Source organism: Lachnospiraceae bacterium JLR.KK008 (assembly GCA_037015955.1).
In the GTDB taxonomy this organism is placed as follows: Bacteria; Bacillota; Clostridia; order Lachnospirales; family Lachnospiraceae; genus VSOB01.
Genome location: CP143548.1, coordinates 1184488 through 1206425 on the forward strand (window position 1 = coordinate 1184488; position 21938 = coordinate 1206425).

The following is a 21938-nucleotide window of genomic DNA, read 5'->3' on the forward strand; positions in this document are numbered from 1 at the left end:
ACTGTTGCTGGAAAATTTACACATTATCCCGATTGAGCTACTTGTTTTCTTCATTCAGCAGCTTATGTATTTTATCCATAAACACTTCCTCGTCAATCGGCTTTACGGTATAGTCATTCGCACCGCCCTTTACCGCCTTTATGACGTGTTCTCTGTCATTACTTGATGTCAGAAAAAGGACAGGCACTTCTTTCAGCTCATCTTTTTTGCGGATCATTTCAAGCATTTCATATCCGTTCATTTCCGGCATATCAATATCCAGGATAATCAAATCCGGCGTATCCGCTTCCTTTAAATATCTCAGGGCGCGCATTCCTTTTGAGAATGCATGGTACGCATACTTTTTGCTCAAAAGCATTTCAAGCATTTTTAGTATAAGTCCGCTGTCATCCACAGCTACGATACTTTTTTTGTCTGTCATCATTTAGGATCCTCCCTGTAGTTTTTCAAAAGTCCGATTGCTTTATCCTCGTCGAACTCATCCTCTATTGCCGCCAAAACATCCGTAAACCTTTGCCTCATATCCGGATGCAGTGGACTTTTCAGCCATTCTTTGATCTGTCTGACCGCCGCCTCCGTTTTGAAATCATCGATCAGCGCCGCCACTTCGTCAAGCTTCTCCTGTGGTAATTCAAGCAATTTACCGTCATCTGAAAGATCTGTCTCCTCCTGAATAGGGGCATATTTTTCATAAATGTCCTGAAACGTTTCCAGCGCGATTGTCCATGTCTGTTTCAATTTCTCCCAGTGTGCGGTTACATAATCTTCATGCCCCGCCTTACTGTGCATTTCATGCTCATATGCCATATCTGCAAGGTCATCCGCGCCAAGCGTTCGTGCATTTCCTTTTAAGGAATGTACCTGAATGGCATAATCTTTTATATTATGCTCGAATAAATACTGTTGCAGCAGTTCTATTTTGTTTTGATCCCTGAGAAACATCCGCACAAGTTCCAGATAGATTTCCATATCGCCATGGGAATGTTTCAGCCCGTTTCTGACGGAAACTCCCTGTTCCAGATACCTGTCATATGTATCGGCGCCATTTCCCGTTTCCGGATCGCTGTCCGTTTCTTTGACAGCTTGAATCAACTCTTCGGGAAGATATTTGCGGATTGTCTGTTCCAAAAGCTGCGCGTCAATCGGCTTTGTCAAAAATTCCTCAAAACCTTCCGTGAGATACATTTCTTTGGCGCCTGCCACAGCATTTGCCGTCAGTGCAATAACCGGGGTGGCTTTATTTGGAAAATCCATACGTTTTGCGAGCGTTTTTATCTTATGCAGTGTCTCGATCCCGTCCATCTCAGGCATCATATGGTCCATAAAAATTATGTGGAATTTCTGTTTCTGCACGTATTTGAGGCATTCTTTTCCGGATTCTGCCGTCACAATCTGAAGCATTGTCCGCTTTAACAAAGCCTTAAATACGGTCAGATTCATTGCATTGTCATCCACCATAAGGACACGGCCTTCAGGAGCTGTAAAACTGCCTTTTTTACTGCCGCTTTGCTGTACGGTTCTCGCCTGCATTTTCTGAAAGCTGCCAGTGGGCCTGGGGTTTACAATTTTCTGCGGTATGATTACGGTAAAGGTAGAACCTTTCCGGTATTCACTCTCAACCTTCATATCACCGCCCATCATCTTAAGCAATGACATCGTGATATTCATGCCAAGGCCTGTTCCTTCGATGTGTCTGTTTTTCCCCTCGTCAATCCGTTGAAAACTTTCAAACAGTTTTCCCATATCTTCTTTTCGGATCCCAATCCCTGTATCCTGCACGGATATTTTCAGTAACAGTTCCATGTCGCTTTGGCGTTCGTAAGCAATCTGAAGTCTGACACTGCCTTCCTGTGTATACTTTACCGCATTTGTCAAAAGATTTGTCACAATCTGTTTCAGTCTCATTTCATCCCCATGCAATACACAGGGAAGTGTTTCATCCAATTCCACGTCAAATGCCAATCCTTTTTCCTCTGCACGCAGATCAACGATATTCCACAAATCCGTAATGACAGCCGACGTCTCATAATCTACGGGAATCATTTCCATTTTCCCGGATTCAATCTTCGACATATCCAGAATATCATTGACCAGAAACAGCAGTGTTTTTCCGGAGCTTTTGATATTGGCCGCGTACGTCAGAATCTGCGGATCTTTGGCTTCACGAAGTATCATCTCGTTCATTCCAAGCACCGCGTTAATCGGCGTCCTGATTTCATGCGACATATTGGAAAGGAAACGGCTTTTTGCCTCTCGTTCGTCCTCTATTTTCTTGCGCTTTTCGATTTCTTTCGTCACATCGATAACGACACCGAAAACATCGCCGTTATCCTCGATTTCATCCAGTTTGACATAACGCTCCCGGCAGGAGTAGATACAGGTTTCATCGTCGACAAGATTTTTGCGTAAATCGGTGATAAACTTTCGGAAAATCTTGTAGTCTGCGGCGAACATTTCGTCCTCCCCCGTTTCCAGGGCAAGGATTTCAGGAACATATTCGCTGATATGTACCCTTTTCATATACGGATTGTATTCGTACACGCCGATGGGCATATTGGTTTTGCCGATAATATAGGATATTTTGCGGTCGTTGTTCAGAATGCTCTTTTTCATCTGATTGATATAGCGGCTGAGGTCAGCAAACTCCACACTGCTTTGTATATCGACAGTTTCGTCCAGATTCCCCTGGGAAATGCTGTGCAGTTTATTGTTGATATTGTAAATGCCTTCCACTACATACTTGTTCATATAGTGGGTTACCACATGGGATAAAATAACCGCTATCACAATCAGGCAAACCGCGAATTCTAACATTGTGGACGGGATCCGCCGATACAGGTCCTGACAGGAAATGACACGCCCGATATAGTTTTCGCCGGACTCCATAAATACACAGTAGGAATTGATACCGTTTACGTCCGTATAAAAACCATTGTTGTCAACATGGATTGTTTCGGGGTTCAATCCTATTTCCGAACCGTTTTTTTCAACGCAGGACAAGTCGGTAGAGCCGACAATGTTTCCGCTCTCTTTGTTGATGGCATAATAATTAGCATCGGAATTGACGCGTAACAGGGAAAAAATATGGGACAGTTCGTTTTTCTCCGTGACTTTCAGAACATTGACAGGCTCCATGCCAACCTGTACGATAAAGTTTCCGTCGTGGCTCCATAGTGCGGAATACTGCATCATTTTCATTTCAGCCGTATTCGGTGTAATATCCTGGACAAGGCGCAGAGATTTGTCCTCGAGCATGGGCTTGAAAAAATTCATCTGTTCGCCCGAGTCAAAGGTATAGTCGTAGTACAGCGGGTGAGTTCCCGAAAAAATACGTCCTGTCGTGTCAAAAATATGAATTTCATCAACCTCCACAATCGTAGCGATTTTTTTCAGGTCTTCCACACTGTTTAAAACAGAAAGATTATTTTCTATCATATAAGCGATGGTCTCTGCATTGTGCAGACAGGTTTCCCGATATTCCTGTTTGATATCGATCAGTTCCTGCGTATTTTCCTTCAAAACCTGTTCAATCTGACAGAAGGTTTCCGTGGCCTGCAGGTAAGCCTGTTGCCGTTCGTTGACTACCTGGAAGTAAAAGATAATTACCAGAAGGACAACGATCAGCGAGAAAGTGACAATTTGCATGTAATGGCTGATGATATTTCTAAGGGTGCGCATTTCTGTTTTCAAAGGTCTCCTTTCAGAAAAACATTTTATCAGTTAGAGTGTAAAGAAACAAGAATATCATAGCTTGGGCGCTGGATTTCGCAGAACTCCGATTCCCTGTCGTGGCCGCTTGCGGACCTGTTTTTCCTGTGATATGATGGGTTTGACAGGAGGGATGAAAAATGACGAAATTACCGACACCGACGCCTCATAATGGAGCCAGGGAGGGCGAGATCGCCGGAACAGTACTGATGCCGGGCGATCCGCTCCGCGCAAAATATATCGCGGATACGTATCTGCAGGATGTCGTCTGCTTTAATACCGTGCGCAATATGCTGGGCTATACGGGCACCTATCAGGGCAGACAAATCTCCGTGATGGGAGGCGGCATGGGAATGCCGTCGGTCGGGATCTATTCTTACGAGCTGTATCATTTTTACGGGGTGGAGAGTATCATCCGCGTAGGCTCTGCCGGCGGATATGCCGATGACGTAAAGGTCATGGACATTGTCATCGGGATGGGTGCGTGCACGAACTCCAACTATGCCCATCAATTCGGGCTGCCGGGGACCTTTGCTCCGATCGCAGACTATGAACTGCTTCAGAAAGCGGTGGAAGTGGCCGGGCGGCAGGGCAAAACGGTGAAAGTGGGGAACATTCTTTCTTCGGATACCTTCTATTCCGATGACGCGACAGCGAAAGACAAATGGAAACGAATGGGCGTGCTTGCGGTCGAGATGGAAGCGGCTGCTCTTTATATGAATGCGGCCAGAGCCGGGAAAAAGGCGTTATGTATCCTGACAATCTCGGATCATCTGTATGCTCCGGAGGAGTTGTCGGCGCAGGAGCGGGAGACCGGATTCGGCAGCATGATGGAGATCGCCTTGGAATTGTGACATCCGGCGAACCATGAGATCCGGGTGTCAAAAGCCTGTATGTTTATTTCTGTTTTCCGTTCTGTATCATTAATCTGCTTTCGCTCAAAGACTACGGACATAAGAATTTCTAAATGTTCTGCTCAAAAGCATCATTTCGGAAGGCAAGCGGCTGATATTCGCCATCCGGGCTCAGATCAGCCTTTTACGGACATCCCTGTCCGCAAATTGCCTGACTGGAACAGAACATTAAGAAATACTAATGTCCTTCATATCTCGCGTTCATCAGATTATTGATACAGATTGGCAATGATAAAAAGAAAATAAGGCTTTTGACATCCGGATGCTTATAGCAAATAAAAAAAGAACTTACATGACGGTATAAGTTCTTTTTTTATTTGCACAGAGGGAACTCTCCTCTGTCCGATTTGCTATAATAAGATTCATCAAGCCATCTTGTTAAAGGCCAGATTCAAACGGGAAATCTTTCTGGATGCGGTATTCTTGTGGAATACTCCTTTATGAGCGGCTTTGTCAATGATGGAAGTTGCGTTTGTCAAAGCGGCTTTCGCAGCATCTTTATCATTCGTCTCGATCGCAGCGTATACTTTTTTGATCGCTGTCTTTACACCAGACTTGATCGCTTTGTTCCTCTCCATCTTTGTACGGTTCACAAGGATTCTCTTTTTCGCAGATTTGATATTTGCCAAGGTCTACACCTCCCACTGTAATATACTGTAGTTTTCAGAAGATGTTTCATTAAATCCGGACACGGACGTTCTAATGTAAACATACATTTGCATTATAGGTAAAATACGGTTTTTTGTCAATACATATTTTTGTCTTTTTGGTAAAAGATAACTCAGGAGAAAGGTGTCTGAACCGTAATATTCAGAAGTGAATAATATAGAGAAAGTGCAGCGTGAGCTGGGAAAGAAACAGGGATTGTCAGATGAGTTGTTTTCAGGTTAGAACAGATTTGGCGTTGGAAGCAAGAGAGAGCATTGGAAAAGCGGAGGAAGAGCTTCGGGGTGTCACCGTAGAGGAATATGACCGGGAAGAAATACAGGTGCATATTACAAAAGTAGTGATTTCTTCCAAAAATGGCGCCAGAGCGATGAACAAACCTATGGGAAATTATATTACGCTGGAAGCGCCTGCCATGCAGGAGGCGGACGACGATTATCACCGGGAGATCTCGGAAGAACTGGCATCGCAGATCAGGAGTATCATTCCCCGGGCGGGTGAGGAGCAGTCAATCCTCGTAGTGGGACTGGGAAACCGGGATGTGACGGCAGATGCTCTGGGGCCGGGGGTTGTCGATAATTTATTTATTACAAGGCATATCGTGCGGGAGTACGGAAAAGCCGCCTATAATAAGGAAAAAATGAATCTGGTGAGCGGCATTGTTCCTGGTGTCATGGCGGCAACCGGGATGGAGGCGGCGGAAGTCGTCAGAGGTGTCGTGGAGCAGACGCAGCCGGATCTGGTTATCGTTGTCGATGCGCTGGCGGCGAGAAGCACCAAAAGACTGAACCGGACGATACAGGTCACGGATACGGGGATTCAGCCCGGCTCCGGGGTGGGCAATCACAGAAATGCGCTGACGATGGAGAGTCTCGGGGTGCCGGTCATTGCCATCGGCGTGCCGACGGTCGTGGATGCGGCGACGATTGTCAGCGACGCCGTGGAGAAGATGGAGAAAGAGATGGGTGACGAGGAGAAAGTGTTCCGCACGGACCGTATCCGCACAATGTCGGAGCTGAACAATATGTATGTTACGGGCAAGAATATTGATGAGATCATCAAACGGCTGAGTTATACCGTATCGGAAGCGCTGAATCTTGCATTCGAGTTATAAAATGACAGCGCATCCGCATATATTTGCCTATGCGGATGATCGATTTGAAAAAAAGCATAAGAGCGGACGGGAGGAGAAGAAAAAGGAATCTGTTTATAGCCTTTCTTCTCCTTCTGGGGTGCATTCTGGCGTTTGGACAGGGACCGGGAGCAAGACGCGGCGGCTCTCTTGATTTCAGGAGCGGGATGCTGGGAGAAGTACAGGAAAAGACGTATTTAGCGTATCTTCCTGTATTTTCTTTTGTGGAAGAAGGAATCAAAAAGGAGAAAGATACCCCTTATCTGGCCGATCTTTTTACCGGTCTGGTTCCCCTGTATGAATATATGGAGCTTACCTGTGTGGCGCAGATGCAGCCGGAGAGTCAGAGTACGGTGGAACGCATCATAGAAGGGCAAGAGTCTCATGAAAAAGACATGGAAGATCTGGAGCTGGACAGTGATCTGATTGAGGCAGTGAAAGAGGAAAATGAAAAGATCAACAACGGAGCAGAGGAAGAGATGCTGCAAACCGGAGAATTTCCAGCGGCGCAGAAAGTGCTTTCCATAGACAGGACATCCCTGCAGGATTTTGACAAACTTGTCTCGCAGTTCTATGCGATAGACAGCACGACCTATATCGGCCGGGATCAACTTGATGTGCAGAAGCTGACGGCAAAAGATATGACATTGCAGCAGACGGATGCCTCCAGTCCACAGATACTGATTTACCATACCCATTCTCAGGAAGGATTTGTCGATTCCATACCGGGGGACGATACGACGACGATCATGGGGGCAGGGGAGAAACTGGCGCAGATCCTGCGCGACCAATATGGCTTTAACGTGATCCACCATATGGGAAAGTATGATGTCGAGAGTCGTGATTATGCGTATTCCAATGCGGCGCCGGGGATCGAACAGGTGCTGGCTGAGAATCCGGGGATCGAGGTTATTATTGATCTGCACCGGGACGAGGTACCAGCGGATACGAAGCTGGTAACAGATATTTGCGGACGGCCCACGGCGAAATTTATGTTCTTTAACGGACTTTCGAGAACGAATAAGACAGGCGAGATCGAATACCTGCAAAATCCCAATCTTGATGAAAATCTTGCGTTTTCTTTTCAGATGCAGATGGTGAGTAATGAGTATTACCCGGGCATCACCAGAAAAATCTATCTGAAAGGCTACCGGTATAATATGCACTACCGGGGCAAGACACTGCTGATCGAACTTGGCGCGCAGACGAATACGGTGGAAGAGATCATGAACGCCTGTGATCCGCTGGCGCATATTCTCTCGCTTGTGCTCTCGGGCCAGGAATAAAGAAAATAAGAAATATATGGAAAGAAAGGATGACTTACGGCAGACATTAAGGTATAATATCAAAGATATGATACCGCCGGATGGCATAACGATATGAACTTTCAGGAAGGGACAGTAGCGGATGAGACTTCCATTTATTGTTACTATAAAAAAATGTCTTTTTGTCACGGGAGCGATGCTCCTGTTTCTTTGTACGTGTACAGGCTGTGGAACAGGACAGGGCAGTGTGCACGATATGGAGAGGGAGAGCGAAGAGACAACGGAAGAACCGGAAACGAAAGAGGAAACAGAGGCCGCAGACAGTACAGATACGGCGGTACAGGGCGAGGCAGAGGAAATTTCCGGGGAAGATCATGACCGGAACCGCCGCAAAACGGGCGGGCCGGTGGCGCTTGTGATCGGCACAGGGCCGGCGATGGACGACGGATACAATCAGGCGGCCTTTGAGGGCGTACAGTCATATGCACAGTCCGCGGGAGTGACATATGCCTGTTACAGTGCGGAAACCGATTCTCTGGAGGGCTATGAGGAGGCAGTGCTTTCGGCCATTGAGGACGGTGCGCAGCTCGTTGTCTGTGCCGGCTCTTATTTTGAGCAGGCGGTGGGCAGTCTGCAAAACAGGGACAGCGACATTTATTTTCTGCTGCTGGACGGCGTTCCCAAAGACGGTTCCGGTCATATGATGGACATCGCGCCGAACGTACACTGCACCTCTTATGATGAGGAGGAGGCAGGTTATCTGGCGGGGTATATGGCGGTTCTCGAAGGCTATACCAGGCTGGGATTTATCGGCGGCGGCAGACAGTTCCCCTCCGTGTGCCGGTACGGATACGGGTATATACAGGGGATCGATGATGCGGCGGTCTCTCTGGGAATCGGCGATGAGGTTTCTGTCGATTACTGGTATGCGGATACCTTTCTTCCGAATGAGCAGATCGAGGAAACGGCGCTTGCGTGGTATACGTCGGGCACAGAGATTATCTTTGCCTGCGGTGGCGTTCTCTATCAGTCGGTGCTTGCTTCCGCGCAGGTCTGCGACGGCAGGCTGATCGGAGCGGATGTCGATCAGAGCAGCGTCTCGGAGCTTTTTCTCACTTCTGCCGTAAAAGGAATCCGGTCTTCGGTCATTACTGCACTGGATGACTTTTATGCGTCCGCAGGCATCTGGCCGGAGGAACTGGCCGGACAGACCATTGCCTACGGCGCGGAAAAGAAATGCATCGAGCTCCCCTCCTCGGAGGAGGCATGGCGTTTTGAACATGTGTCGACAGATGATTATCTACGGATACTTGCAGACTTAAAGACCGGAAAGATTCAGGTGTCTGATGAAATAGACATCTGTCCGGAGACGACGGTTTCGGTCATTTATCACGATCAGTAACAGGAGGCTCGTCCCTTGCGCGAAGAAACACCCCATCATCAATTTTCCATAGCGGTTATCGGACTGTTTTTTGTCTTTCTTTTTTTCTTCTGTGGATGCGGGAGAAGCACATTTGTCAGTTCACGCGCCGATGCGGGTCAGCAGGCAGTGAAAGAGAGGGAACGCAGACTGACAGAGGGAAATGTAACGCTTTCTGCACGTGAGCTGGTATCTTATGGACAGATTGAAGCCTGTGTCATTCAGGATGATAAAAAGACGCTCTCACTTACTCTCACACTGCCGGATATTCCGGGGAGTGATGACGTCTATCTGTATCTGTTTGCGCTGGAGCCTTATGAATCTTATGAGACGCTCCGCCAGCCGGGCGCCGGCCCTGTCGCTGTCACAGAGAAATCAAGAAATTCACAATTTGTCTGGCCTTATGAGGAAGAGCAGTTATTTCAGCAATTTGTTCCCACACTGTGTATGGACGGGCAGTATGTGCCGCTGTCTCCGGGTATGTACATAAATAATCCGGAAACGATCGCAGATAATGCGGACAGCTATCCACAGACAAATTCCAAAAAAGGATTGCTGCTTGACCCACAGATGGTAGAGACTCCGCTTTTGGAGGACCTGCACTTGCAGCATGCGATCTATAATATTCCCCTTTCTCTGATTGTCGGGGAGACAACCAATGAAGTGTTTCCGACGATCACTTATTCGTATAAAGGGAAGGACTATCAATTTGACGGCGCCGTCATAGCGAGTTATGATTATCTTTTCGGGTATCTTGAAGACCATGAGATATTGGCTACGGCCATTATCTTAAATGACTGGGACGAGCAATATCCGGAATTGATTCATCCACTGGCATATCGGGAAGGGACGGGCGCTTATTATTATGCGTTCAATACGGCGGAGGAAAAAGGCTGTCTCCATCTGGAGGCGATCGCCTCTTTTCTGACCGAGCGCTATTCGGGGAAGGAGCATGGCCTTGTCTCAAGCTGGGTCATCGCCAATGAAATCAATCAGCATAAGATCTGGAATTATATGGATACGGACGATATAGCGCTGTATGCCGCTGAGTTTGAGAAGGCCCTGCGGATTTTTTATACGGCGGCCAGGAGCAATTATGCGGGTGCGAAAGTCTATTTCAGTGTGGATCACGAATGGAACAGGGAAGGCAACGATAATACGGAATATTTTAACGGCATGGAATTGATCACACAGATCAATGAGATTGCCCGCCAGAAGGGAAATTACGACTGGGGACTGGCGATTCACCCCTATCCGGATCCTCTGACGCGGGTGAACTACTGGACGGAACAATATGATAAGACGATGGATGCGCCGCTGCTGACGCTGATGAATCTGAGTACGACAACAGATTTTATGAGTCAGGAAGAATATCTGGACAGAGCCGGACATGTGCGAAGCATTACCGTGACAGAGCTCGGATTTACGTCTGCTTCCGGGGAGAAACTGCAGGCGGCGGCCTTTGCATACTGCTATTATATTATTGATGATAATCCATATATCGAGGCTTTTATGATGAACCGTCAGACTGACGCGCCGGAGGAGATGCGGCAGGGATTGGCTTTTGGTATTTATGAGAGAGACCACACGAGTAAGTATATCAGAGACGTGTTTCAATATATTGATACGGACGAGGCGGACCGCTATCTGGATTTCATGCTGAACATTCTGGGGGCTGACAGTCTGGAGGAGGCTTTGTCCTGGGCGCGGTAGCCTATATATACGAAATTATTTCAAAGAGATGGAAGGATGGGAACGAAGATGACATACACGGACCAGAGCAAGATCAGGAACTTTTGCATTATTGCGCATATCGATCATGGGAAATCTACTTTGGCTGACAGGATTATTGAAAAGACAGGGCTGCTCACGGAGCGGGAAATGCAGGCGCAGATTCTGGATAATATGGAGCTGGAGCGGGAGCGGGGCATTACGATTAAATCGCAGGCGGTGCGCATTGTATACAAGGCACACGACGGAGAAGAATATATCCTTAATCTGATTGACACGCCCGGACATGTGGATTTCAACTACGAGGTGAGCCGCAGTCTGGCGGCCTGTGACGGTGCGGTACTCGTCGTAGATGCGGCACAGGGCATTGAGGCGCAGACACTGGCCAATGTCTATCTGGCTCTGGACCACAATCTGGACGTATTTCCGGTTATCAATAAGATCGATCTTCCGAGTGCGGAGCCGCAGAGGGTAATTGATGAGATTGAGGACGTGATCGGACTGGAGGCGCAGGATGCGCCGCTCATATCTGCGAAAAACGGCATTGGTATCGAGGATGTACTGGAGCAGATCGTGACCAGAATTCCTGCGCCGTCAGGCGATGCGGACAAGCCGTTATCGGCGCTGATTTTTGATTCGCTGTATGATTCTTACAAGGGAGTGATCATTTTCTGCCGGTTGATGGACGGCAGGGTAAAAAAAGGCACAACGATCCGTATGATGGCTACAGGTGCGCAGGCAGAAGTCGTGGAAGTCGGTTATTTCGGCGCCGGACAGTTCATTCCCTGTGTTGAACTTTCGGCCGGGATGGTGGGATATATCACAGCTTCTATTAAAAATGTAAAAGATACGATGGTGGGCGATACGGTGACGGATGCGGATAATCCGTGCGCAGAGCCGCTGCCGGGATATAAAGAGGTCACACCCATGGTGTACTGCGGCATGTATCCGGCTGACGGGGCGAAGTATCCCGACCTGCGGGATGCGCTGGAAAAGCTGCAGTTAAACGACGCTTCGCTGCGCTATGAGCCGGAGACCTCGATAGCACTCGGCTTTGGGTTTCGCTGCGGCTTTCTGGGACTTCTTCATCTGGAGATCATTCAGGAAAGATTGGAACGGGAGTACAATCTCGATCTTGTGACGACGGCACCGAGCGTGATCTATAAGGTGCATAAGACGGACGGAGAAGTGATCGAACTGACCAATCCTTCCAATCTGCCGGACCCGACAGAGATTGATTATATGGAGGAACCAATGGTCAGCGCGGAGATTATGGTGACGAAAGATTTTGTGGGCTCGATCATGGAATTGTGTCAGGAGAGACGGGGACGTTATATCAGCATGGAATATATGGAAGAAACGCGTGCGCTGCTAAAATATGAGCTTCCGCTCAATGAGATCATCTATGACTTTTTTGATGCACTGAAATCGCGGTCGCGGGGGTATGCTTCGTTTGACTATGAACTGAAGGACTATGAGCGCTCGGAGATGGTGAAGCTGGATATTCTCATCAATAAGGAAGAGGTTGACGCGCTTTCCTTTATCGTACACAGTGCGAGCGCTTATGAGCGAGGGCGGAAGATGTGTGAAAAGTTAAAGGAGGAGATTCCGCGGCATCTGTTTGAAATACCGATCCAGGCGGCGGTAGGCGGCAAGATCATCGCCAGAGAGACAGTCAGGGCAATGCGCAAAGATGTGCTGGCAAAATGCTATGGCGGCGACATTACCCGCAAAAAGAAATTATTGGAAAAGCAGAAAGAGGGCAAGAAACGGATGCGCCAGATCGGTAGTGTGGAAATTCCGCAGAAAGCCTTTATGAGTGTGTTGAAGCTGGATGATAAATAAAAAATGGGAAGGGAAAGCGGACAGAAAAATGGAGCGGGACACAGAGCATCTGCATACACTGGGTGTATACATTCATATTCCGTTCTGCCTGCAAAAATGTCTGTACTGTGACTTTCTGTCGGCGCCGGCGGAGGAAGCAGTGAGAGATCGCTATGTGAAGGCGCTCTGTGAAGAGATCCGTGCGGAAGCGGTGCATTATGGACGCTGCAGTGTGGCGACTGTATTTATCGGCGGCGGAACGCCGTCCGTCCTCTCCGGGCAGCAGATTCAGACGGTCTTATCCTGCCTGCGGGCACATTATCGTCTGGCGGCGGGCGCGGAAATCACGATGGAGATGAATCCGGGGACAGTGACGGAGGAAAAGCTGTCCGCTTATCAGGCGGCAGGGATTAACCGCGTCAGTCTGGGACTGCAGTCTGCAGACAACGAAGAGCTGCACAGACTGGGCCGCATTCATACGTGGGAAGCATTTCTGGAAAGCTACCGGCTTTGCCGGGCAGCGGGCTTTTCCAACATCAACGTGGATCTGATGAGCGCCCTGCCCGGACAGACACTGGACTCTTACAGAGAGACAGTGAGAAAGGTTGTGGAACTGCAGCCGGAACATGTCTCCGCTTACAGTTTGATCATTGAAGAGGGGACTCCCTTTTATGAAAAGTACGGAGAGGGCGCGGAAGAAGCGAACGGACAGGGAAAGTATAAGGGTGGCAGTGATGCTCTGCCGGATGAAGAGACGGACCGCGCCATGTATGAGGAGACAAAGCGGCTGCTCGGGCAGGACGGATACTCACGGTATGAAATATCCAATTATGCAAAACCGGGCCGGGAATGCCGGCATAACTGTACTTATTGGACACGGGGAGACTATGTCGGTCTGGGTCTGGGCGCATCTTCGCTGGTGGATAATGTCCGCTGGCAGAATATCGGAGAGCTTGGCGAATACCTGAATGCGTGTGCGGGAGAAAAGAAAAGAGAAAGATACATACTGTCTGCGGCGGAGCAGATGGAGGAGACGATGTTTCTTGGTCTGCGGATGATGCGGGGCGTGTCAGAAGCAGATTTTTTGCGGAAATTTGGATATTCCATGGAGGAGATCTATGGGGCGGTGATCCGCAGACACAGGCAGCAGGGACTTTTGACGAAAGAAAAAGGAAGAATCTGTCTGACGGATGCCGGAATTGATGTGAGCAATTATGTAATGGCGGATTTTTTGCTGTCTTATGAGAGGAAGGAAGAAAAATAATAATAGTAATTATTGCTTTTTTCTTCAAGAATATATATAATCAGAATATAAATGGTAATTTTTGTAACGTAACACTTGGGGAGGAAGGTTAAATGTCGGGACAGAAAAAGGAAAACAACAAGACTCATGGGTTGGCGACAATTCAGCAACGGCTGACGGAAGGGATTATTTCCATGTCCGTCGGCGGCGGAGTCTTGACAACGTTTTTGATTATTTGTATGATCGTTATTTTGATCTGTTCGGAGAGCGTAGGACGGGATTCCAGGGAGCAGCAGAAGGTATTCGAGCTGATCGTGGAGACGAACCAATGGATTCTGGAGTTGGAGAACAGTGTTCATAATGGCACGCCCTTCGAAAGCAATACGGATCTGGAAAATACAAAGTTTCAGAAGTTTTATTATGACACGAAAGATGCGTCCGGAAACGCAGGCAGCGCAGTGAAAGAGGCTGAGGCGATCTATCAGGAAGTCTTTGCAAAAGCCAACAAAGTTCTGGAGCAGTACGGGACTGATCCGGAGGGTGCCAAGGAATTGTTGGAAAATGAAGTTATTCCCACACAGGCAAAACTCAGAGAAGCGCTGTTTCAGCTTTCTACGGTTTACGGAAATGTAGTGGCCGGGTCTGTCGGTCTGGTGAGGATTGTCATTATAATCGGCATTGCTGTCGGCGTTCTCTCGGCATTTTTCATTATTTATCTGGCGATCAGGACGAGTAAGGTGATGTCGCGGCAGATTGCAGATACGATCAACGCTATCGCAGAGTGGGCGGAAAAGCTTTCAGAAGGAGCGGATGACCTGGATATGGATGTCGAGCAATTACGACAGGTCGATCTGGCAGAAGTAAAGCGGATGATGGATTCCTTCCTGAAAATGGCGGAGAGTATTCGGGACAATGTGCGGGTCGTAAAGAAAGTGGCGGACGGTGATATGACGGCCTTTGTCAACATCCGTTCCAGCGAGGACAGCCTGGGCAGGAACTTATACCGTATGGTACAGAATAACGATCTGATGTTTGCGGAGATCACCAGGATCGCAGATACGGTCAGAGATGACGCAAGATCTATAGCGACCGCGAACCAGTCCCTGGCGGAGAGCTGTACAATGCAGGCGCATACGGTTGAGGAATTTCACGAAAACGTCAGCAAAACAAGCGAGCTGATTCAGAACAGTTCCAGACAGGCCAGGGGAGCCTATGAATTCTCGGATGAGATCCGCCGTGAAGTCAATGAAAATATGAGCAAAATGGAGGAATTGTTATCGGCGATGAGTGACATCAGCACTTCCTCTGCGAAAGTGTCGAATGTTATCGCGAACATAGAGGAAATTGCAAGTCAGACGAATCTGCTGGCATTGAATGCGTCTATTGAGGCGGCCAGAGCCGGAGAGGCCGGAAAAGGCTTTGCCGTAGTGGCGGACAGCGTGAGAGAGCTGGCGGAGAAGAGTGCCAAAGCGGCGACAGAGAGTAAGAATCTGATCAATGATACGTTAGAAAAGACAAAAAGAGGTAACGAGATTTCCAATGATACCTTTGGCGTATTTCAGACTATCGTGGAGAGCGTGGAGAAGATCATCGGTGTGACAAAGACAATCTCTGATTCGGGTGAGGAACAGCAGAAATATATGGAAGAGATTGAGAAAAGCATTGCTGAAATTTCTGACAGTGTTTCTTCCAATGCGGCAGCAAGTGAGGAGACCTCTGCGATGAGCGAGGAGATCGACAAAAATGCCGAGAGTCTGAAGAGTTCCATGAGTCAGTTCAGCCTGCGTCAGAGAAAGCAGGGTCAGCCGTATATCCCGCCGGAGAAAGAGGACGATCCGGAGTTTATCAGGGTTGCCACAGAAAATTATGAGAAGTACAACAGCGATAAGAAACCGTTTTGAGGATGAGTTGATGAGCGCGGTGTAATGAATACAACCTGCCGGATGGGTGGAAAGGCACTTTAGGAAAGTACACTTCATAGAATGATAGTAAACTGACTATGGGGGCTCCTTTTGAAAACCTTTCAGCAACCTTTATCCGCAGAGGAAGAAGCCTGCTGTATCAAAGATATGCAGGAGGAGGGCAGTGAGAGCGCCAGAGCCGCGAGACAGCTTTTGATCGAGAGGAATCTGCGGCTTGTGGCTCACATTGCCAAAAAATATCAAAATCTGGATGAAGATATGGAAGATCTGATTTCCATAGGGACCATAGGGCTGATCAAGGCAGTCAATACGTTTGATGCTGAGAAGAAGATACGCCTTTCCAGCTACGCCAGTAAATGTATTGAAAATGAACTGCTGATGATGATCAGGGGGAGGAAAAAGAGATCAAAAGAGGTTTCCCTGTATGAACCTATCGGAACGGACAAAGAGGGCAATGAGATCAGCCTCTTGGATATTATAGAAAACGAACAGACAGATATTCTGGAACAGATGGAGCTGGAGCGAGGCGTAAAAAAACTGGGAGAACTGCTGCGAACGAGACTGGATCAGCGGGAGCGTGAGATCATCTGTATGCGTTACGGCATTCTTATCCCCGAGGGGAAAGAGACGGACGGCAGGAATGTGTTTCCTGTCCTGATCGGACACAGCGATGAAGTAACACAGAGAGAAATCGGTACGATGCTCGGGATATCGAGGAGTTATGTGAGCAGAATCGAAAAGCGTGCGCTGGAAAAGCTCAGGCAGGGAATGGAGAGCATGGCGTAGACAGAAAAACATGATACAGTGAACATAATGAATAGACAGGGATATTGCAAACCGCAGAGCGGCTAAGTGTAGTATCTCTGTTTTTAATATAAAATTATTTGTAAATTCAGATTATCTCTTTAGAAATTCTTATATGTCGGAATAGCTTGTATTTATGGGATTTTCCGGCATTTTTGATATGGGGAGGAGTTTATATATACCTTTATAATCCCGTGGATTCTTTCTCTCAATGGTAGTAAATATGTAGTAAATTCTGTCTGCGGTTATGTCACAATTAGCCGTTTCATTTCAGCCCTTGCGGAAGCAAAAGTTGCGTGTGTGCAATAGTTCAGCGTCATGGTGATGCTGGAATATCCCATGATATACTGTAACGCTTTCGGGTTCATTCCAGCATTGGCTAAGTTGGTGCAAAACGTATGACGCAGGGTGTGGGGTGTCATTACTTTGGGGAAGGCTTTCTTCCTGTTCCGCTGTGTAGAAAACAGCTTTCAAAGAACGCGTATCATTGCTTATGGTTTTGTAGGATATTCCCTTTTCTTTCATGCGCAATGCCCATTCTTTCGCGTCGTACAGCTTCACACTGTCAATGGGGCAGGAACCAAGTTTATCCGGTTGCAACAGCTTCATCAGCCGTTCGCGCCCCTTTGTGGTGTTATGCCTTACATCCCCCCCGGTGGCTGTTCTGCTTGCAGACGGCTATTTTCTTTCCGATTGTGTCTGTCCCATCGTCAAGGTCTTTCTGTATCTCTTTTCCCTTATCTCTATGAGATATGTCATATTAAATGATTTATATGTTCATATTCATAGGCAAAATATCCCGTTGTATACTTCTTCACCCAATGCGCCGCTATTAAGGCATAAATCGTAATTCTGCGGTATGCCCAACGGACGGTCTGTATAGTGTGAATAATAGATTTTCCTCCGGGCGTCTTTATCTGCAATTCGTTTCCGGGGAGAGTGCGCCGTACTTTGTCATCAGGTTGTTTGATACAAATGCTACCACTGTCGAAGTCAGGTTATTTGCTCCGCTTGCAAATCCAAGGCTTGCAATTCTTCCCGCAGTCCGAATATCCAAATTAAAAGACTGTCTGGAAAGTTTGATTGTTTTCATTTGGAACAGATAAGCGATATTAAACAAAAGCCCAAATAACTGGCTTAAAATGGTTGCAATCGCGGCACCCTTAACACCCCAGTGAAATGCAAATATGAAAATCGGGTCAAGAATAATATTGAGGACTGCCCCAATCATCATGGAAAGCATGGCATAACGTGGGCTTCCATCTGTTCGGATTGCGCTGTTAATGGTGTTTCCAACAATTTGAAAGGTAAACCCAATGACAATAATGCGCCCATAATCAAGCGCATAGGGCAGTATATTTTCCGTTGCCCCGAATATCAGACATAGCGGTTTCAAAAAAGCAAAGGCAATAACAGTCCAGATAATGCCGAAAACACTCCCGAACATAATCGAAGTCCCTAAACCTTTTGCTGCTTTTTCACCCTCACATTTCCCAAGGCTAAGGCTGAAAAAGGCAGCAAGACCGTCGCCGAACAGTGTAGCAATGGCAATCGTGATCGTTGCGATTAGGGCGATAATGTCTGTGGCTCCGTTCCCCAAAAATCCCACGCCCTGACCGATAAAAATCTGGTCTACCATGTTGTAAAGGGAATTGATAATCAGTGCTATGATACTGGGAATGGCATAGCTTGTAAGCAATTTTCCGATTTTTTCATAGCCAGGCGGATTGGCTGTCGTCTGTGTGTGATTTATCATCGTGTCCTCCTTTGATTAGAATTCTAAGTATATGGGTAAAAAAATATCTATTTCGTATTCTCCGTCATTTGCAGAATAACTTTTTCAAAGACTTTTAATCTTCTTCGGAGATACCCACAAACATACTGTGCATATACTCATTGATGCGGTTTGTAATATCGTCCTTTATCGCAAGCGTCTGTTCCGTCAGGACAAGTTTTTTATAACGTCTGTCGCTGTCTAAACTTTCACGGCGCAAATAGCCATTACGTTCCAGATTGCCGATAAGGCTTGTGACAGAAGAACCTTTAATCTCTAAGAATTCTTCTATGTCTTTCGGGAATATATCTTTCCCTTCTGATTCGACAATAATATAGCGCAGGATTAGACCTTGAATACTGGTTATTGATGTACCCGTAAAAAACCGGAAAAGTATCTCAGCATTCTCCTGTTTAACTTGTCATATTTTTCCATCAGCTTTTTTTCGTCCATCATGTCACTTTCCTGATTCTAGTGTTCACTGATATGGACAATACCACAAAAGTTAAGCTGAACTGCTGAAAATACCACGCTTTATCCATGATAACATATAGATCTTGAACATCAAAAATGCAGCGGAGACTATGGCGATCTCCGCTGCATTTTTTGCATTATATCCTGTCATTCAAATTCGATTATGCTCTCCCCATTCGCACATTCCATCCAAGATAGGCATCAAGGATTTTCCACGCTCCGTTAAGCTGTACTCAACTTTAGGCGGAATTTGAGGATATTCCTCCCTGTGTACCAGTTTGTCAGCTTCCAATTCTTTCAGTGTGGAACTTAATGTTTTATAGGAAATCTCCCCAATATATTTTTTCATTTCATTGAAACGCACAACCTTGAATTCCATCAGGGTATAGAGGATTGTCATTTTGTATTTACCATTGATTAAAGACAAAGTATAGCTGAAACCTGTATCATTAAGGCACTCTTGCGAAATACATCGTTCGTTCATTGTATGCTTTCCTTCAGGTAAGTATCTCACCTATATGTGCGTACTTGATTTTACTTCAATTCTTGCTACAATCATACTATCAGGAGCGGGCAAAGTCAAGTCCGCAAAATTGGGAGGTACTTTACATGAGCAAGAAAATTGTTGTTATTACCGGAAGCCCTCGAAAGAAAGGCAACAGCTTTGCCATGACAGAGGCATTTATTCAAGCGGCAGAGGCCAAGGGTCATACTGTCACTCGCTTTGATGCCGCCCTGAAAAGTGTTGGCGGCTGCCGGGCTTGTGAAACGTGTTTCAAGACCGGAAAAGCCTGTTCCTTAGACGACGACTTCAACACGATTGCTCCAGCTATCTTGGAGGCTGACGCGGTGGTCTTTTCCATGCCTGTATATTGGTATTCCATCCCTGCACAAATCAAAGGGGTTATTGACCGCCTGTTCTCCTTTGTGTTAGGCGGGAAGGATATTGCTGGGAAAGAGTGTGCGGTTATTGCCTGCTGTGAAGAACAGGATATGTCTGTTTTTGATGGGGTTCGCGTTCCGATGGAACGCTCTGCCGCACTAATGAAATGGAAGATGATAGGAGAGGTTCTTGTTCCTGGCGTTCTGAATGTTGGTGATATTGAAAAGACAGATGGCTGTATACAAGCGGCAGCCCTGGTGGAAAAAATTTAAGGAGGAAGAATACCATGCCAAAAAAAATTGTCATTCTTAACGGCAGTCCTCGGAAAAAAGGCAATACTTCCGCATTGGTCAAGGCGTTTATCCAAGGGGCGGAGAGCGTCGGTCATAACGTAACAGAATTTTTTCTGGACAGCATGAACATCCACGGCTGCAAAGGCTGTTTTGGTGGACACAGCGGCAGGGATTGTCCTTGTGTCCAAAGGGACGATATGGACAAAATTTATCCAGCGGTACGGGAGTGCGATGTGATCGTACTGGCCAGCCCGCTCTACTACTGGAATATGAGCGGGCAAATCAGGACTACTGTTGACCGCCTGTTTGCGTTGGAAGAAGGGGACGGAAATCTCCTGCGCGGGCATGGAAGGGCGTCTGCTCTGCTAATGGCGGCGGAAGGTCATGACTTTGAAGATGTTCTTCTTTACTACAATCACTTGATGGGGCATTTGAAGTGGAATAATCTCGGTCATGTTCTCGCCGGTGGAAACGGAGACATAGGAGATATTGAGGGGAAACCCGAAGTATCTGCCGCTTATGAATTAGGCAGATCCATAGATTAAATAAACTCTGAATCTGCCACACGACGGCAAAAGAAAAAAGTCGTCGTACAAGCAGGAGAACAACAAGATGGAGATTACCATCAAGAGATACAGGTAGCGAAAAAATAAAAGATAGCAGTATTATGACATTTGAAATTTTGTTTTTGACAATAGCATTAAGGACAAAATCTAATAATATAGAGTAGTTAGTAAACAAGGGACATTATCCGAATTATGAAAAAAGCCTTGGGAAAAATTATTATAATATGATAAAGGAATATGAAAAAAGGTAAGTGATAGACTCCAATCGATTAATAATAATGTGTATATTCGAGATGATATAATGGGTAAAACTTTTTTTGGATTGCCAGTTTGTATGATGAATATCAAGATGGCGCTTGTAGACCATATCATTATGGTAAGCAAGCCAAAGGCAGGATAGAAATTGCAAGGAACTTTTAATAGGAGGGATATTGTCGAATTTTGTTAGGGAGTTTGTTTCCCCTACGGAAAAGTTTGACACGTCCACCCCAATGGGCCGGGCGATGCTGAACATCTGCATTGTGTTCGCGCAGCTGGAGAGAGAAACCATCCAGAAGCGGGTGCAGGACGCATGGTATGTCCGGTGTCAGCGCGGCTTCAAAATGGGTGGATACGCCCCCTATAGATTTCGGACGGAGCCAATCATCATTGACGGCATCCACACCAAGAAGCTGGTGGCAAAGCAGATGGAGCTGGCCCAGATGGAGAGCGAGATTGCCAAGATGACCGTCGAGGCGGTGTCCCCAGAGCAGATTGACACGATTTCCAACTACCTGGATGATTGGGAGAATGTCAGCTTCGAGGATAAGCAGCAGGTGTTGGATTTGATGATTACCGTTATTCGCGCCACTAGCGAGAAGACGCAAATTGAATGGAAATCTGACGGTGGGCATACTGTCAGGCCATTATATTTTATGCCCTTGTCCAGTGTAGTTCCGTTTACTGGCCGACAATCAAGGGAAGTATCGTGGAAAACCAAGGTACTTCCTTTTTTCGTTGTTCAGAGCGGAGCGACTTTTTCTCCGATGCCACGCAGAGGGGACTTGCAAGTTATTATGAGATTGTGAGTCATGATGTGTTGAGATTGCCTCGTACACTGTGTATTCCTCCTGCAGTTTTAGTCTCAATCGTTATGGAAAGATCAGCGGTATGTGGGTGATGCCGTGTACGGAAAGGTAACACGGGCAGCCGTAGGGAGCAGGAAAGCTCGCGCCGTACCCAGGGAATAATGGATCATCGCTGTGGATACTCATGCGTCGATTATATACCGTTTAAATATGAGACTGAAGTGAGCCGACTGACGAGCCGGAAGTTGGAAA

Annotated in this window: 18 protein-coding genes and 2 pseudogenes; 12 read left to right on the top strand and 8 right to left on the bottom strand. The window is 47.0% G+C overall.

The features are described from left to right. Window positions 1-37: 37 nt before the first annotated feature. Both V1224_05915 and V1224_05920 read right to left on the bottom strand, forming a co-directional pair. Window positions 38-424 carry a response regulator gene (locus V1224_05915; protein WWR16969.1) on the bottom strand — a complete coding sequence of 129 codons (387 nt, stop codon included), beginning with the start codon at window positions 422-424 and terminating at the stop codon, window positions 38-40. Continuing rightward, window positions 421-3690 carry an ATP-binding protein gene (locus tag V1224_05920; protein WWR16970.1) on the bottom strand — a complete coding sequence of 1090 codons (3270 nt, stop codon included), beginning with the start codon at window positions 3688-3690 and terminating at the stop codon, window positions 421-423. Before V1224_05920 ends, V1224_05915 begins: the two co-directional genes overlap by 4 nt. A gap of 158 nt (window positions 3691-3848) precedes the next feature. On the opposite strand from V1224_05920, the gene deoD reads away from it, so the two are divergent. After that, window positions 3849-4562, top strand: coding sequence for a purine-nucleoside phosphorylase (gene deoD / locus V1224_05925; GenBank protein WWR16971.1), 714 nt, complete (start codon window positions 3849-3851; stop codon window positions 4560-4562). 425 nt (window positions 4563-4987) lie between these two features. Here the strand turns inward: deoD and rpsT are convergent, their stop codons facing one another. Further along, a complete protein-coding gene (gene rpsT / locus V1224_05930; protein WWR16972.1) occupies window positions 4988-5251 on the bottom strand; it encodes a 30S ribosomal protein S20 in 264 nt (87 codons plus the stop codon). 242 nt (window positions 5252-5493) lie between these two features. Between rpsT and gpr the strand changes: the two genes are divergently transcribed. The 8 genes from gpr to sigK all read left to right on the top strand — a co-directional run bounded on the left by gpr (window position 5494) and on the right by sigK (window position 16611). Further along, window positions 5494-6402, top strand: a complete 909-nt coding sequence (gene gpr, locus V1224_05935; GenBank protein WWR16973.1) for a GPR endopeptidase — start codon at window positions 5494-5496, stop codon at window positions 6400-6402. A gap of 35 nt (window positions 6403-6437) precedes the next feature. Continuing rightward, window positions 6438-7706, top strand: a complete 1269-nt coding sequence (locus V1224_05940; GenBank protein WWR16974.1) for a stage II sporulation protein P — start codon at window positions 6438-6440, stop codon at window positions 7704-7706. Between the two features lie 121 nt (window positions 7707-7827). After that, a complete protein-coding gene (locus V1224_05945; protein WWR16975.1) occupies window positions 7828-9087 on the top strand; it encodes a BMP family ABC transporter substrate-binding protein in 1260 nt (419 codons plus the stop codon). A 15-nt stretch (window positions 9088-9102) separates the two neighbouring features. Continuing rightward, complete coding sequence (locus V1224_05950) at window positions 9103-10818, top strand: DUF5722 domain-containing protein (protein ID WWR16976.1); 1716 nt, start codon at window positions 9103-9105, stop codon at window positions 10816-10818. A 48-nt stretch (window positions 10819-10866) separates the two neighbouring features. Then, entirely contained in the window at window positions 10867-12681 is a 1815-nt protein-coding gene (lepA, locus tag V1224_05955) for a translation elongation factor 4 (GenBank protein WWR17427.1), read from the top strand. Beyond that, the gene (gene hemW / locus V1224_05960; protein WWR16977.1) at window positions 12671-13924 is read left to right on the top strand and encodes a radical SAM family heme chaperone HemW; all 1254 of its coding nucleotides are present in this window, start codon (window positions 12671-12673) and stop codon (window positions 13922-13924) included. Before lepA ends, hemW begins: the two co-directional genes overlap by 11 nt. A 92-nt stretch (window positions 13925-14016) precedes the next feature. Then, a complete protein-coding gene (locus V1224_05965; protein WWR16978.1) occupies window positions 14017-15804 on the top strand; it encodes a methyl-accepting chemotaxis protein in 1788 nt (595 codons plus the stop codon). Between the two features lie 111 nt (window positions 15805-15915). After that, window positions 15916-16611 carry an RNA polymerase sporulation sigma factor SigK gene (sigK, locus tag V1224_05970; GenBank protein ID WWR16979.1) on the top strand — a complete coding sequence of 232 codons (696 nt, stop codon included), beginning with the start codon at window positions 15916-15918 and terminating at the stop codon, window positions 16609-16611. 263 nt (window positions 16612-16874) lie between these two features. On the opposite strand, the pseudogene V1224_05975 reads toward sigK, so the two are convergent. The 5 genes and pseudogenes from V1224_05975 to V1224_05995 form a co-directional block, all read right to left on the bottom strand. Next, window positions 16875-17386 (bottom strand): annotated as a pseudogene (locus tag V1224_05975) (tyrosine-type recombinase/integrase). 26 nt (window positions 17387-17412) lie between these two features. Beyond that, window positions 17413-17553, bottom strand: a complete 141-nt coding sequence (locus tag V1224_05980) for a hypothetical protein (GenBank protein ID WWR17428.1) — start codon at window positions 17551-17553, stop codon at window positions 17413-17415. Beyond that, on the bottom strand, window positions 17543-18385 hold the full coding sequence (locus V1224_05985; protein ID WWR16980.1) for an MATE family efflux transporter: 843 nt from the start codon (window positions 18383-18385) through the stop codon (window positions 17543-17545). The genes V1224_05980 and V1224_05985 overlap by 11 nt, the downstream gene beginning before the upstream one ends. Window positions 18386-18479: 94 nt before the next feature. After that, a complete protein-coding gene (locus V1224_05990) occupies window positions 18480-18800 on the bottom strand; it encodes a MarR family transcriptional regulator (protein WWR17429.1) in 321 nt (106 codons plus the stop codon). A 228-nt stretch (window positions 18801-19028) separates the two neighbouring features. Beyond that, a complete protein-coding gene (locus V1224_05995) occupies window positions 19029-19361 on the bottom strand; it encodes a winged helix-turn-helix transcriptional regulator (protein WWR16981.1) in 333 nt (110 codons plus the stop codon). Between the two features lie 125 nt (window positions 19362-19486). Here V1224_05995 and V1224_06000 point away from each other — a divergent pair, with 125 nt between their 5' ends. The 3 genes and pseudogenes from V1224_06000 to V1224_06010 all read left to right on the top strand — a co-directional run bounded on the left by V1224_06000 (window position 19487) and on the right by V1224_06010 (window position 21296). Next, window positions 19487-20032, top strand: coding sequence for a flavodoxin family protein (locus tag V1224_06000; GenBank protein ID WWR16982.1), 546 nt, complete (start codon window positions 19487-19489; stop codon window positions 20030-20032). Window positions 20033-20046: 14 nt separating this feature from the next. Further along, a complete protein-coding gene (locus V1224_06005) occupies window positions 20047-20598 on the top strand; it encodes a flavodoxin family protein (protein WWR16983.1) in 552 nt (183 codons plus the stop codon). Between the two features lie 470 nt (window positions 20599-21068). Further along, window positions 21069-21296, top strand: a pseudogene (locus V1224_06010) (recombinase family protein). The last annotated feature ends 642 nt before the right edge of the window (window positions 21297-21938 follow it).